Consider the following 13,628-nt stretch of genomic DNA (forward strand, 5'->3'; position numbering starts at 1 on the left):
GTGAATCGTTACCTTTCCCCGGATTGCGCCGTAAACGGCTTATCCGGGCTACCGGCCCGCAGACGGCTGTAAACCCGTAGCCCGGGATAAGGCGTCAGCCGCAACCCGGGGATTCTCCCGGAAGCGGCGCTTAACGCGCCTTGTCCGGGCTACCGGACTGCACGGACCCATAGCCCGGTCAGCGCAGCGCCATCGGGAGATTTCCCATAAGGAGAAGAATATGTCTGAAACAACAATGCCCAAATATACTGCCGCCCGGATCACCAGACCCATACTGGCGAGCTACCTTTACCAGTCGCTGGAGCAGGTCTGCGAACTGGCCTCCGGCTTAAAAATACTCCAGCTGCCGGTCAACGACACCACGAGAACCGCGACGGTGCTGACAGAGCCCGTCTACGCGGCCGCCGGGTTACGCCTTGCCCGTCAGCAACCTCTGGCACAAAACCCGCTCTGCGATGATGTTCTGCGGCGTTTTCGTCATGCGCCAGCCCTGACGGCGAATCTGCCCGACCTGATTGAGACCGTGCGCAGCGTAGCGCTGCCGGTCTGGTCACGCCTGCGCCGCGACGGACACAGTGACAATATCGCCGTTCGCCAGACGCTACTGCACATTCTCGCCTGGAGAAGCAAGTCGCCATGGCTGCAGGATCAGGCGCAGAGAATACTCTGGCAGGGTGGCGTGCTGGGTGAAAGGGGGGACCGCGTGCTAGCCTCCCTCGACGATGAAGCGGCCCACCGATGCATCGGGTTCTGCGGGCTGAGTGAACTACTGACCACCACCGGTTTTTTAGTCCACTTTCCGGCAGGGCCTCTGTTTTCTGATGAAAATAGTGAGAGTCATTAATGAAGTTAATCAGTTTTAGCGTAAGCAATATTCCCCGATACGGTTTTCTGCGGGAGGAAGGCGTTGTCGATTTAACCCGCCATTTCCTGCAATATCCGTCGCTAAAATCCTTTCTGGCGGCCATGGATAACATGCCGGCAGAAATGCTTTCGCATATGGAGATCGACTACGCCATGGAGGAGATCGAATTTTTGCCGCTGATCCCTGACCCGCAGAAGATCCTTTGCGTCGGGATGAACTACCAGGCGAAACGGCTGGAGTTTGATGAACAGGATCCCGATCCGACGCTGTTTATTCGCTTCCCCGATTCTCAATGCGGCCATCTGGGCGACATCATTAAGCCGGCCGCCAGCAACGAGTTTGATTATGAAGGCGAGCTGGCGCTGGTTATCGGCAAACGCGGACGCAATATTCCTGTCGCGCGGGCGCTGGAACATGTTGCCGGCTACAGCTGCTATATGGACGGCTCTGCTCGCGACTGGCAGCACGCGTGGTTTACCGCCGGGAAAAACTGGCCGTCGACTGGCGGCTTCGGCCCCTGGCTGGTGACGCGGGATGAAATTACCGATCCGAACGCACTGGCCATCCAAACCCGGCTCAACGGTGTGGAGGTACAGAATGACAATACCGCCAGTATGATCCATCGCGTCCCCGAGCTGATTGCTTATATCAGCACCTTCTGCCTGCTGACGCCGGGCGACGTGATTCTGACCGGCTCGCCGGGCGGCGTAGGCAAAAAGCGCACTCCGCCGTTGTTTTTGCAGGATGGCGATATGATTGAAGTGGAAATTGAAAAAATCGGCTGCCTGCGGAACCGCATCGTTAATGAGGTGCCGGAAGCCGTTTGATACGGGCCCCGGGTCGCGGCTAACGCCTTACCCGGGCTACCGGACCGCTGACAGTTGTAAACCGGTAGCCCGGCTAAGCACAGCGCAAGCCGGGGAGAAGCCGCAGCGCCAGCGTAAGTTTCAGCATTGACCAACAATCTCAATGCTGCGCGCCGCAGCATTTTTTATATTTACGTCCGCTGCCGCAGGGGCAAGGGTCGTTGCGGGAAGCCGTTTTCGGCTGCTGCTCTTCTTGCGCCAGCCACTGCATCATGGCCGGGAGCGGATAGCCGTTTTCCAGAAGCTGCCGCCAGACGTTCATATACGGCGTCACGTGTTTGAAAAAGTGCTGGTAGCCTGCGCACAGGTAGCTATGGCCGGGGCGACCGCTCGGGGAAACGGCGAAGCGATGTTTCGGACAACCGCCGTGGCAGGCAAAGCGAAACTCGCAGCTGCGGCAATCCGCCGTTAGCGTCTCTTGTTTTGCCTGACCAAAGGCGATGGCCTGCTCGCTATTATTCAGCTCGTGGATGCTCTGCTGATGAATATTACCCAGCTTATGCTCCGGATAAACAAAGTGATCGCAGTTATACAGATCGCCGTTCGATTCCAGCGCAAAAGCGTGCCCGCATGTTGGCGAATGTACGCAAAGTACCGGCGGCTGACCGGTCCATGCCGCCAGGGCAACGTCAAACATCTGCACGTAGACGCGATCGACGTCGCGACGAACCCAGATATCGAAAATTTGGTTAAGAAACTCGCCGAACTGCCAGGAGGGTACCGTCCAGGGCGCCAGCCGCGCCGCGCTCTCACCCGGGAGCACCAGCTGGAGCGGCGCCGAGGCGTCGCTGCTCATCCGTTCGACCAGCGGGATAAACTGCATATAGCGCGAACCGGCCGCCAGCAGGAAATCATACACTTCACGGGCATGATCGACGTTATGCTTGCCGACGACGGTCAGGGTATTGAACTCGACGTTATGCGCCTTCAGCAGCGCCATCGCCGCAACAACCTTTTCGTGGGTACCCTTTCCGGCGCGGTTAACGCGGTACTGGTTATGCAGATGCGCCGGGCCGTCTATCGACAAACCCACCAGAAAACCCTGTTCGGCAAAAAAACGCGCCCACTCTTCGTCCACCAGGACGCCGTTAGTTTGCAGCGCATGTTCTATCTTCTTACCGTTGGCGTACTGGCCGCACAGCTCAACGACCCGGCGAAAAAACGGCAGCCCCATCATGGTCGGCTCGCCGCCCTGCCAGGCAAAGGTCACCGCATCGCCGGACTGGGCGGCAATATGCTGGCGAATATAGTTTTCCAGCGTCTCATCGGACATGCGCCAGTTTTTATTCCGTTCCGGATAAAGCGCTTCTTTTTCCAGATAAAAGCAGTAGGTGCAATCGATGTTACACACCGAGCCGCTCGGCTTTGCCATCACGTGGCAGCCATGAATCATGCTAATTTCCCCAGATTTGATGGCCCGGTAAATGCTGCCATTAACTGTTCTCTACAATGTACTGATAGCAGCTGGCGATATGGCGGGCGATGGTATATTCCACCAGCTCGCCGCGATCGTTAAATCCCTGGCGAGTCTTCACCAGCAGCGGCTCGCCTGCGGCAACCTGCAGAATGTCGCAGTCCTGGGCCGTCGGCAGCTCGGCGGTAATGGTGTCTTTATAGCTGTCAATATTCTCGCCGCGCTGTTCCAGCGCACTATACAAACCTTCTTTAAACGCGTCTAAAGTCAGCTCGCCCAGACGCGGCGTCAGCCAGATATAGTTTACCTGCGCGGGCAGTTCATTTTGTCGATAGATCGTGCGGGTGAGACGCTGAATTTTCTGCCCCGCCGGGAGAGCGAAGGCCTGCGCCACTTCCGCCGGCGGCAACAGCTGCTCGAGTGTCAGATTATGTCGCGAAATAGAGTGCTGCTGCTGGCCATCAACCAGCCGGATACGGGTTTTGACGCCCTGTTTCTCTGAGGTGCTGATAACCATAGTGCCGATTCCAGCCTGGCGTTTTACCAGCCCTTTCGCGGCCAGCTCGGCCAGCGCGCGCCGGGCGGTGATGCGGCTGACGCCGAACAGCTCTTCAAACTCGGCTTCGGTCGGCAGGACATCATTCTTTTTGTAGGCCCCGGTTCTCAGCTTTTCCAGCAGGATATCGTGAAGCTGGGCGTACAATGGTTTCGCGCCGCGAGAATAGTCCAGTTCTTCTTTCATTAACTTCGCACTCCTGTTCCCCGGCCGCAGCCGGGGGTACCCCTTAATCAAGTCGCATTTCTAACGCCATCTTATAGTACACGCTCTGATGCTGCTCCTCCGGAACCTCGTTCTGCACGAAAGCCCACAAATTTTGCCGCGCCCAGTCCGGCTGACAGGCGGCCCGCAGTTTGTCAGCCAGAACATGCTGCCCGCTGCCCTCCAGATGCTGCAGTAGCGCAAACAGGCCGTAGCGCACCTGCGGCGTAAAGGCGGCCAGCTCCGGTAGCAGATGCGGATCCAGCCCCAGCAGCGGGCTTTGCGCATCATCCAGGCCATAGCGCGCATACAGCTCAGCGGGCGCATCGTTCTCCTTCATCATGCAGATCATCTGCTCCCGCAGCCGCCGCGCCGCGTGTTCATCCCGGCACTGGGTTTGCTGCGTCGGATCGGTGTGTAAATCATATAGTCGATGACCGAAGCGATCGGCGCCGCGGGTCATCACCGACTCAGCGGGAATTTTCATTACCGGACAGCCCTTGGTAAAGCGAAACGGCGGATGCAGCGTCGTTTCGCGCAGCTCCTGTGGCGTGAAGCGACGATTGATACGGGTCGGCATCAGGGTGTATTCGAACAGGCCATCGACGCCTTGCTCAACGGGCGAGCGCATATAGACGTAGCGACCATCGGTAATATTAATATGGCAACCGTGATAGCCAAACAGAGCATAGTCGCGGACCGGGGTATCGTCGCGCAGCGCGGGCAGCAGCGACACGCCCTGCATATCCGCCGGTTTATTCAGGCCAAAACAATCCAGCAGCGTCGCGGCGATATCGATGGTCTGCGCCAGCGCCTGACGAGACTCGCCCGCGCCGCCATACTGCGGATGCCAGATAAACAGCGGAATATTTGCCACTTCGTTATACAGCGGCATAATATTTTTCCCCCACCACTCGTGCTCGCCGAGCAAAAAACCGTGGTCGGTGTTGACGATCAGCATCGTGTCGCGCCAGAGATCGTAACGATCCATATAGTCCAGCACCTTACCGACGTACGCATCCACCATCGTCAGCAGCGCCATATAGTATTTCTGGATCATGCTCTTGCGTTCGTCGCTTTCGGTGACGAAGTAGTAAGGCGGCCAGCCGTCGAACTGCGCAGGATCGTCAATGCCGTACATCTTGAGATATTTTTCCGGCACGAAAAACGGCTCATGCGGGTCGAAACACTCCAGCTGCAGAAACCAGTTATCGCTGGCATGGTTGGCGTCGATAAAACCCAGCCCTTTGCCGATCGTCTTCGCCAGATGATGATCCTCTTCGTTCTGCATAAACTGCACGTTGATCTGATGCTGAATCCGGCTGGCGATCCGCCGCTGTTTGATCTCCTCCGGCTCGCCGGATTCGTAGCGATATTGTGGCTTATCCACCACCCCTTTCCAGGCATCGCCCTCCTGACCGCGCACAAACTCGTAGGTGCTGTAGCGAGAGTGATAGGTCGCTCCGCCGTCGCGCCAGTAGTGTTTGTGATCCGTCACCAGGTGGGTGTGAATACCGTTCTTCTTCAGCAGCTCGGGAACCGAATCATCGAACGGCTCGATTGGCGACCAGCCGCGATGTAAAAAGTTATAGCGTCCGGTATGCAGCTCCCGGCGTGCGGGCATGCAAGGCATGCTGCCGACATAGCAGTTGTCAAAACGAACCGTACGCTCCCTCAGCCGCTGGAAATTCGGCGTGATCGCCCTGTCGCTGCCGTAGGCCGACAGCAGGCGCTTATTCAGCGAATCAAACATCAACATTATCGCTTTCATGCTTTACTCCTTCACTCTTCCTTCACGCCGTTTCTTTATCGTAACCGCGTACTTTGCCGACGATATAGGTCAGCACGAAGGCTGCAGCGCAGCCGGTTAACCATGAGATGATGTACTGCAAATATTTGCCGTCGGCGATGAGCGGCAGCGCGGACAGCCCGGCGGCGCCAACGCCGTTGGTTGAGACGCCCAGCAGCACCACCATCATTCCGCCGAAACCAGCGCCGATGGAGCCGGTTATAAAGGCAAATCCTGCCGGAATATTGACGCCGAAAATGGTCGGTTCACCCACCGCCAGAATAGAGGTCGGGATCGCCCCTTTAGCGATTTTCTTCATCATCGGGTCGCGCGTCAGCAGCAGCACCGCCGTCGCGGCACCCACCATCCCGGCGTTGGACATAATCTGGATGGCAAAAAGCGGCGCGTGGCCGGTCGCGTTAATCATCTCCAGATGAATAGGGAACAGGCCGTGATGCAGACCAAGCGAAATCAGGAAGGGGAAAAGCGCGGAGAGGACAAACCCAGCCGCAATGCCGCCGGTAGAGAGCAGGCCGTTTAGCCCGTGCAGAATACCGTTAGAAATGACGCCCGCCACGGGCATAATCACCAGCAGCAGCGCCGCTGCCATCACCACCAACACGATAGTTGGCGTGACCACAACATCAACAATATCCGGGACAAAGCGCCGCACCCGTTTTTCCAGCAGGCACATTAGCCAGGCGCAAAGAATGACGCCAATCAGCCCGCCCTGCCCCGGGATCAGCCCCAGCGCGGTAATCTGCGGCACGATGGTGATCGCCCCCAGCAGGCCGCCCATCACCGCGTTTCCGTCAAACTCCTTCGCCGCCGTCGCGCCGGTATAAATGGCGAGGAAGCCGAACAGCGCTTTAGAGACGATATCAAGGAACTGGCTGATGCCGAGCATATGCCGTTGATCGAGCACCACCTGGGTAGGCGACAGGTCTCCCGGCGCCGCCACATGATGCGCCAGCGCCCAGGAAGCGGCTGAGTTCACCAGCACGTTATTAATTCCCATCAGGATACCGGCGGCAATCAACGATGGCAGGATCGGCACAAAAATATTGGCAATATGCTTAAGGATAACTTTGGTGCGGGTCTGTTTTTTCGCCTTTTCCCGCGCCAGCTGAGCTTTTTGCTCAACGTTGCTTAACGGAGTAGCGTCCGCAGGCTGGCCCTTAAGCAGATCGTTAATCACATTTGCGACCTTCGACGATTTTCCCGGCCCGACAATAATCTGCAGGGTATCGTCCTCAACGACCCCGAGTACGCCTTCAATGCTTTTAAGCGCGGCGATATTGACTCGTGTTTGATCGCTTATCGTCATTCGTACGCGCGTCATACAGTTGGTCACATGCAGAAAATTAGCTAAGCCGCCACAGTGCCCCACAATCGCGTTTGCCACCTGGTTGTAGTCCATACAGAGGTTCCTTTATTATTTTACTGGCAATTGTTATAACAATATAATGTTATTATGTTTGTGAGGATCGTCATAAAGGCGCACCAGCGATCGATTTTTGGCAGGGAAGAACAAAAAAGGAGGCCGAAGCCTCCTTGAGCAGAGAGTGGTCAGGATAAGCACATTCGCCGGGTTGCGCTGTGCTTACCCGGGCTACCGGCCCGCAGGCGGCGGCGATCCGTAGCCCCCACCGGGGGAAAGAGCACTGAGTGGCTCAGGGGTTATTATGCTGTCATCCGGACGCCGGAAAGCGTGGTTATACTATGCCTGACGCAGGTTCTGCGCGGCTTTAACCATGTTGGCCAGCGCAGCACGGGTTTCCGCCCAGCCGCGGGTTTTCAGGCCGCAGTCCGGGTTTACCCACAGGCGCTCTGCCGGGATGCGCTGCGCGGCTTTCTTCAGCAGCGCCTCGATCCACTCCACGTCTGGGACGTTCGGCGAGTGAATATCGTACACCCCCGGCCCGATTTCATTCGGATAGTCGAACTCTTCAAACGACTCCAGCAGCTCCATATCAGAGCGCGAGGTTTCGATGGTAATCACGTCCGCATCCAGCGCGGCGATAGAGTCCATGATGTCGTTGAACTCGCAATAGCACATATGGGTATGGATCTGGGTGTCATCTTTCGCCACCGCGGCATTGATGCGAAAAGCTTCCACACCCCACGCCAGATAGTCCTCCCAGTCGCTACGTTTCAGCGGTAGCCCTTCGCGCAGCGCCGGTTCGTCAATCTGGATGATGCCGATACCGGCGGCTTCCAGATCCGCCACTTCGTCGCGCAGCGCCAGGGCAATCTGTTTCGCAATCGTTTCACGGCTGACGTCCTCGCGCGGGAAGGACCAGCAAAGAATGGTCACAGGACCGGTCAACATGCCTTTTACCGGTTTGTCGGTCAGCGACTGTGCGTATTTTGCCCACTCGACGGTGATCGCCTCCGGACGGCTGACGTCGCCAATCACCACCGGCGGCTTAACGCAGCGGGAACCGTAGCTCTGTACCCAGCCGTTCTGGGTGAAGATAAAGCCGTCCAGATGTTCGCCAAAATATTCCACCATGTCGTTACGTTCGGCCTCACCGTGTACCAGCACGTCCAGCCCCAGCCGTTCCTGCTCGACGATCGCCTGCTTGATGTGTTCAGCGATGCCGGTGCGGTAGCGGTTAGCGTCGAGATGGCCTTTTTTGAAGTCCAGACGCAGGCCGCGGATCTCGGGAGTCTGCGGGAAAGAACCGATGGTGGTGGTCGGCCAGGCCGGCAGCTTAAAGCGGGCGCGCTGCGCTTCGGCGCGAACTTCGTAGCCGCTTTGACGCTGACTGTCCTGAGCGGTTATGGCTGCCAGACGCTTCTCTACCGCCGCGTTATGCACGCGGGTTGAATAGCGACGGGCCCGGATCGGTGCGCTCCAGTCAGCAATCGCAGCGGTGTCGCCGCTGTTCAGCGCATCGCGCAGCAGCGCCAGTTCCTGGCATTTTTGCAGGGCGAAGGCAAACCAGCTCTTCACTTCGGCATCAAGCCGCGTTTCCACGCTCAAATCGATCGGGCTGTGCAGCAGGGAGCAGGAAGAGGCGACCCACAGCTCGCGTTTGCCGACAATCCCTTTAACCTGCGCGTATTTTTCGCTCAGATCGGCGCGCCAGACGTTGCGACCGTTGATCAGGCCCGCGGAGAGCAGCCAGTCGGCAGGCAGGCGCTTATGCAGTTCGGCGACATCATCCTGGCCATGGACCAGATCCACATGCAAACCCTGCACCGGCAGCGCGGTAATGGTGTCGAGGTTATCGGTAATACCTTCAAAGTAGGTGGTCAACAGTAGCTTAATCTGGCCATTAAGCGCCTCATAAGCCGGTTTGAAAGCGTCCAGCCACGTCTGCGGCAGCTCGAGCACCAGCGCCGGTTCATCAATCTGCACCCACTCAATGCCGCGTTTTGCCAGCTCCGCCAGCACCTGCTGGTAAACCGGCAGAATATCGTGCAGCAGGTTCAGACGATCGAACGACTCGCCTTTCACCTTACCAAGCCACAGATAGGTGACTGGCCCAAGCAGGACGGGCTTCACTTTGTGGCCCAGCGCCAGCGCTTCGTCCACCTCATCCAACAGCTGGTTCCAGCTCAGTTTGAACTGTTGGCCCTTCACGAATTCCGGCACCATGTAGTGGTAGTTGGTGTTAAACCATTTGGTCATTTCCGCCGCCGCGGCCGGTTCGCCGGTCGGCGCGCGGCCGCGACCCATGCGAAACAGAGTATCGATATCAACGGAGCCGTCTTTGTTCTGATGACGAGCCGGCACGTTGCCAAGCCACAGGCTGGTGGTCAGAACATGGTCGTACCAGGCGAAATCGCCAACCGGCAGCAGATCAACGCCCGCCTGCTTTTGCTGTTCCCAGTGGCGAGCGCGCAGTTCCCGGCCAACGGCCAGCAGTTCTTCGCGGCTGATATTGCCCGCCCAATAGCTTTCTTGCGCTTTCTTCAGCTCGCGACGCAGGCCAACGCGAGGGAAACCGAGGGTGTGATTAATAATTGTCATTTTTTGAGCCTCATAATTGCAATCCGAAAGATTTCGGATTTAGGGAAGGCGGCAAACTTGCTCATCACCAGAAGCTTACTGAAGTAAGTGACTGGGGTGAGGAAGTGCAGCCAACGCACCATAAATTCGAAAGATAAAGGATTTAGCCGTCCAGATGTTTACACATCCATAATTGGCAGTTACTGTATATTCCTCAAGCGCAAATTATTCATGGCGAAGTGAAGGACTTTCATGATCGAAATTAAACACCTGAAAACGCTCCAGGCGTTGCGGAACAGCGGTTCGCTGGCAGGCGCAGCAGCGGCCCTGCACCAGACTCAATCCGCCTTGTCCCACCAGTTCAGCGATCTGGAACAGCGCCTTGGCTTCCGTCTGTTTGTGCGTAAAAGTCAGCCGCTGCGCTTTACGCCGCAGGGTGAAATCCTGCTCCAGCTGGCCAACCAGGTGCTGCCGCAAATCAGCCGCGCCCTGCAGGATTGCAATGAGCCGCAGCAAACTCGTCTGCGTATCGCCATCGAATGCCATAGCTGTATACAATGGCTCACGCCGGCGCTGGAGAGCTTCCGCGCCCGCTGGCCGCATGTGGAAGTGGACTTTCAGTCCGGCGTGATCTTCGACCCGCAGCCGGGCCTGCAGCAGGGTGAGCTGGATCTGGTCATGACCTCCGATATCCTGCCGCGCAGCGGTCTGCACTATTCGCCAATGTTTGATTTCGAAGTGCGTCTGGTGATGGCGCCGGATCATCCGCTGGCGACAAAGACGCGCATTGCGCCTGAGGATTTAGCAACCGAGATGCTGCTGATTTACCCGGTCCAGCGCGCTCGTCTGGATATCTGGCGTCACTTCCTGCAGCCTGCGGGGATCAGCCCGCAGCTGAAGAGCGTCGACAATACGCTGCTGTTAATTCAGATGGTGGCGGCGCGGATGGGCATCGCCGCCCTGCCGCACTGGGTTGTGGAAAGCTTTGAGCGCCAGGGTCTGGTGGTGACCAAAACCCTGGGCGAGGGACTGTGGAGCCGGCTATACGCCGCGGTACGCGACGGCGAACAGCGCCAGCCGGTGACCGAGGCGTTTATTCGCTCAGCGCGGAACCACGCTTGCGACCATTTACCGTTTGTGCGGAGTGCGGAGCGACCCAGCGTCGATGGACCCACAGCGAGGCCAGGATCACCAGAGCTCCCGTAATAAAACTTGGCCAACGGGGCTGCTCCTGCCAGATAGCAAGATTCACCAGCAGCCCGGCAGGTACGTGCATATTGTTCATGATGCCGAGCGTACCGGCATCCACCTGGGTGGCGCCGTAGTTCCACATGAAGTAGCCGATCCCCGATGCCGCCACGCCAAGGAACACCAGAATGCCCCACTGTAGAGAAGTTTCCGGCATTTTCTGCGCATTGCCCAGTATCGACCAGGCAACCGCCGCCACCAGAAACGCCCCGACATAGAACCAGGCGAAGGCATTATGCTGCGGCATCGGACGCGTTTCCATCAGGCGCTTGTAGCCCACCATGCCAATCGCGAAGCTGATATTGGAGAGCTGCACCAGGATCAAACCGGTCCAGAAATGATTTGTCACCTGGTCGTAGCGAATAATACCCGCGCCGATCACCGCCAGCAGCGCGCTGCAGGCGTAGCCCCAGCGCAGGCGGCGGCGGCTCATTACATCATAAATCAGCGTGATATAGAGCGGCGTCAGGACGGTAAACAGCAGGAGTTCAGATACCGTCAGGTACAGATAGGCCTGGAAACTCAGCATATACATAATGCCGAGCTGCATCGCCCCCACCAGCATATACAGGCCGATGGTTGACAGGCTTTGCCCGCGGGTGCGCAGGAAAGGTAAAAAGACCAGCGCCGCCAGACCAACGCGCGCCAGCACCGCGAAATAACTGTCGACGTGACCTGCAAGGTATTCGCCATAGAGGCTAAAAGAGAAGGCCCACAGAATCGTGGTGATTATCAGTAGCGCCACAATGAATGTCTCATAGAGTAAAGAACACTCATTGTAGCGAAGTGACAGGTTGACAACTGTTTAATTATTACTCAGTCATCAAGCTTTTTTCGTCGAGATAGAGTTTACGCAGATAGTGGGGTACGGCGTCATCAGCGTTGCTGCCGATCACTTCCAGCTCTGGATGCAGGTCCTTCAGGCGCTGGTGCGCGTCGGCCATAATGCAGCCCTTGCCCGCCATTGACAGCATTTCCGCATCGTTCATACCGTCGCCGAAGGCGATACACTCTTTCAGGCTATAGCCGAGCATTTTCGCCACGGCCTCCAGCGCATGGCCTTTCGACACGCCGCCCGCCATCACTTCGAGGCAGGTGACGGTAGAGAAGCTCACGTTCACCCGATCGCCCCAGCGGGCATTGATCGCCTGCTCCAGCGGCAGCAGATGCTCATGCTTATCGCAGGTGAAAAAGACTTTGCTGATCCCTTCCGGGTCCAGCTCGCCCGGCTCGTACAGCTTGTAGTTAAACACTGCCTCTTTGAAGAAGCGCATCTCTTCCGGACGGTGGCGGTTCATATACCACTCATCTTCACGATAAACGTTGGTTACGATCGCCGGATCGTTTCGCATCATCTCGAACAGGTCAGCGGCGATATCGCGATCAAGGTTATGAGCGAAGATCTGCTTCCCGTCGCTATCATGTACGCGGGCGCCGTTAGAGGTGATCATATAGGATTTAATGCCGAGATTATCGCGAATTTGCCCAACATCGATGTAGTGGCGGCCGGTCGCGAACACGAAATTGATACCGCGTGCGGTAAGCAGTTTCAGCGTCTCTTTGGCGTAGGGGGTTAAGCAGTGATCGGGAGAAAGCAGCGTGCCATCTAAGTCAGACGCAACAACCTGGTACATAAAAATTTTAACCTCTAAACAGGGCGACGAGCGTTTCGCCGGATTAAGTATGTCGAGCAAAAAAATCGACGATAGCGTTTAGCGCGACCGAGCGCATGGCGTCCTTTTCAAAAAGGATCTCATGGTATGCCCCTTCTATGACAAACGGCTTATTCCCTTCGCAGGGATGGCCGCCTGCGGCGCGAAGTTCACAGTAGCGATCGTGCATACGGTTATCGACTACACGCTCTTCTTCCGCCTGGAGCAATAATGTTGGCGTAACGTCTTTTTCCGCGCCGGCCAGCACCTCTTCGCCCGCAAGGATCCCCTCGCGCACCCAATGGAACGTTGGCCCGCCGACCCGCAGCTGCGGCTCATCGGCGTAAAAACGCAGGTTGCGACGATAGCGTTGACGGCTGTGCGTCAGTACGTTGACCGCAAAGGGCAGCGCCCGCCAGCGGCCGGTACCGAGGGCATACTCTTCACGAATGCGCTGATGGCCCTCAGCCCAATCGAGAATGTGGCGCACCATCCAGTCAGGCAGGCGCATAACAATGCCGAACATCGGCGCGCAGAGCGCCATCGCGTCGCAATGCTGGTGGTGGCGCTGCAAAAATAGCGTCGCAATAGCGCCACCCATGGAATGGGCAAGAATAAACCGTTTCCGCCAGTGCCCCGGCACGACATGTTGTTGCCAGAAAGCGGCGAGATCGTCAACGTAATCGCTGAAATTTACGACGTGCCCGCGGTGGGTATCGGAAAGCATGCGCCCGGAACGCCCCTGGCCGCGATGATCGATAATCATCACGTCAAAGCCGCTGCGGAAAAGATCGTAAGCCAGTTCGGCGTACTTAACGTAGCTTTCAATACGACCCGGACAGATCACCACGACCCGGTCGTGACTTTTGGCGCAGAAGCGCACAAAGCGCACCGGAACGTCATCCACGCCCGTAAATTCAGCCTCTTCCCGCTGACGCCAGAAATCGGTTAGTGGCCCCATGGTAAAAGCCGCAAACGCGTTTTCTCGTGTTTCCCAGTCCTTTTGCTGCAAAAACATCGGGCTTACACCCCTGATAACCGCTGAAAATCGTTTTTTTGTCGTGCATCACACA

Annotated in this window: 11 protein-coding genes; 3 read left to right on the forward strand and 8 right to left on the reverse strand. The window is 57.3% G+C overall.

All coding sequences use genetic code 11. The features are described from left to right. Positions 1-220: 220 nt before the first annotated feature. Together ABLV75_RS11020 and ABLV75_RS11025 are read left to right on the forward strand one after the other, a co-directional pair. The gene (locus tag ABLV75_RS11020) at positions 221-844 is read left to right on the forward strand and encodes a hypothetical protein (protein WP_004107716.1); all 624 of its coding nucleotides are present in this window, start codon (positions 221-223) and stop codon (positions 842-844) included. Then, on the forward strand, positions 844-1,692 hold the full coding sequence (locus ABLV75_RS11025) for a fumarylacetoacetate hydrolase family protein (RefSeq protein ID WP_004107715.1): 849 nt from the start codon (positions 844-846) through the stop codon (positions 1,690-1,692). The genes ABLV75_RS11020 and ABLV75_RS11025 overlap by 1 nt, the downstream gene beginning before the upstream one ends. A gap of 139 nt (positions 1,693-1,831) precedes the next feature. Here the strand turns inward: ABLV75_RS11025 and ABLV75_RS11030 are convergent, their stop codons facing one another. The 5 genes from ABLV75_RS11030 to metE all read right to left on the reverse strand — a co-directional run bounded on the left by ABLV75_RS11030 (position 1,832) and on the right by metE (position 9,676). Beyond that, on the reverse strand, positions 1,832-3,124 hold the full coding sequence (locus tag ABLV75_RS11030; RefSeq protein ID WP_004107713.1) for an anaerobic sulfatase maturase: 1,293 nt from the start codon (positions 3,122-3,124) through the stop codon (positions 1,832-1,834). Positions 3,125-3,164: 40 nt separating this feature from the next. After that, positions 3,165-3,887 carry a GntR family transcriptional regulator gene (locus ABLV75_RS11035; RefSeq protein WP_004107711.1) on the reverse strand — a complete coding sequence of 241 codons (723 nt, stop codon included), beginning with the start codon at positions 3,885-3,887 and terminating at the stop codon, positions 3,165-3,167. Between the two features lie 43 nt (positions 3,888-3,930). Beyond that, entirely contained in the window at positions 3,931-5,676 is a 1,746-nt protein-coding gene (locus ABLV75_RS11040) for a sulfatase (protein ID WP_004107708.1), read from the reverse strand. 22 nt (positions 5,677-5,698) lie between these two features. Next, positions 5,699-7,114, reverse strand: a complete 1,416-nt coding sequence (locus ABLV75_RS11045; RefSeq protein WP_004107706.1) for a PTS transporter subunit EIIC — start codon at positions 7,112-7,114, stop codon at positions 5,699-5,701. 300 nt (positions 7,115-7,414) lie between these two features. Continuing rightward, positions 7,415-9,676 carry a 5-methyltetrahydropteroyltriglutamate--homocysteine S-methyltransferase gene (gene metE / locus ABLV75_RS11050; RefSeq protein WP_004107704.1) on the reverse strand — a complete coding sequence of 754 codons (2,262 nt, stop codon included), beginning with the start codon at positions 9,674-9,676 and terminating at the stop codon, positions 7,415-7,417. A 231-nt stretch (positions 9,677-9,907) separates the two neighbouring features. Between metE and metR the strand changes: the two genes are divergently transcribed. Next, positions 9,908-10,861: an HTH-type transcriptional regulator MetR gene (gene metR, locus ABLV75_RS11055; protein WP_004107703.1), complete on the forward strand. Its 954-nt coding sequence runs from the start codon at positions 9,908-9,910 to the stop codon at positions 10,859-10,861. Here metR and ABLV75_RS11060 read toward each other — a convergent pair. The 3 genes from ABLV75_RS11060 to pldB form a co-directional block, all read right to left on the reverse strand. Continuing rightward, positions 10,749-11,648: a carboxylate/amino acid/amine transporter gene (locus ABLV75_RS11060; protein WP_004107702.1), complete on the reverse strand. Its 900-nt coding sequence runs from the start codon at positions 11,646-11,648 to the stop codon at positions 10,749-10,751. The genes metR and ABLV75_RS11060 overlap by 113 nt on opposite strands. Positions 11,649-11,715: 67 nt before the next feature. After that, positions 11,716-12,537 carry a sugar/pyridoxal phosphate phosphatase YigL gene (gene yigL / locus ABLV75_RS11065; RefSeq protein WP_348854942.1) on the reverse strand — a complete coding sequence of 274 codons (822 nt, stop codon included), beginning with the start codon at positions 12,535-12,537 and terminating at the stop codon, positions 11,716-11,718. A 43-nt stretch (positions 12,538-12,580) separates the two neighbouring features. Next, a complete protein-coding gene (gene pldB / locus ABLV75_RS11070; protein ID WP_004107700.1) occupies positions 12,581-13,573 on the reverse strand; it encodes a lysophospholipase L2 in 993 nt (330 codons plus the stop codon). Positions 13,574-13,628 lie beyond the last annotated feature (55 nt).

The sequence above is a fragment of the Klebsiella sp. CN_Kp066 genome (genome assembly GCF_040065135.1).
Taxonomy (GTDB): Bacteria; Pseudomonadota; Gammaproteobacteria; order Enterobacterales; family Enterobacteriaceae; genus Klebsiella; species Klebsiella oxytoca.

What these genes read in the sequence shown, in the direction of transcription:
- ABLV75_RS11020 (WP_004107716.1), top strand. Translation starts at nt 221, where the DNA reads ATGTCTGAAACAACAATGCCCAAATATACTGCCGCCCGGATCACCAGA.
- ABLV75_RS11025 (WP_004107715.1), top strand. Translation starts at nt 844, where the DNA reads ATGAAGTTAATCAGTTTTAGCGTAAGCAATATTCCCCGATACGGTTTT.
- ABLV75_RS11030 (WP_004107713.1), bottom strand. Translation starts at nt 3,124, where the DNA reads ATGATTCATGGCTGCCACGTGATGGCAAAGCCGAGCGGCTCGGTGTGT.
- ABLV75_RS11035 (WP_004107711.1), bottom strand. Translation starts at nt 3,887, where the DNA reads ATGAAAGAAGAACTGGACTATTCTCGCGGCGCGAAACCATTGTACGCC.
- ABLV75_RS11040 (WP_004107708.1), bottom strand. Translation starts at nt 5,676, where the DNA reads ATGAAAGCGATAATGTTGATGTTTGATTCGCTGAATAAGCGCCTGCTG.
- ABLV75_RS11045 (WP_004107706.1), bottom strand. Translation starts at nt 7,114, where the DNA reads ATGGACTACAACCAGGTGGCAAACGCGATTGTGGGGCACTGTGGCGGC.
- metE (WP_004107704.1), bottom strand. Translation starts at nt 9,676, where the DNA reads ATGACAATTATTAATCACACCCTCGGTTTCCCTCGCGTTGGCCTGCGT.
- metR (WP_004107703.1), top strand. Translation starts at nt 9,908, where the DNA reads ATGATCGAAATTAAACACCTGAAAACGCTCCAGGCGTTGCGGAACAGC.
- yigL (WP_348854942.1), bottom strand. Translation starts at nt 12,537, where the DNA reads ATGTACCAGGTTGTTGCGTCTGACTTAGATGGCACGCTGCTTTCTCCC.
- pldB (WP_004107700.1), bottom strand. Translation starts at nt 13,573, where the DNA reads ATGTTTTTGCAGCAAAAGGACTGGGAAACACGAGAAAACGCGTTTGCG.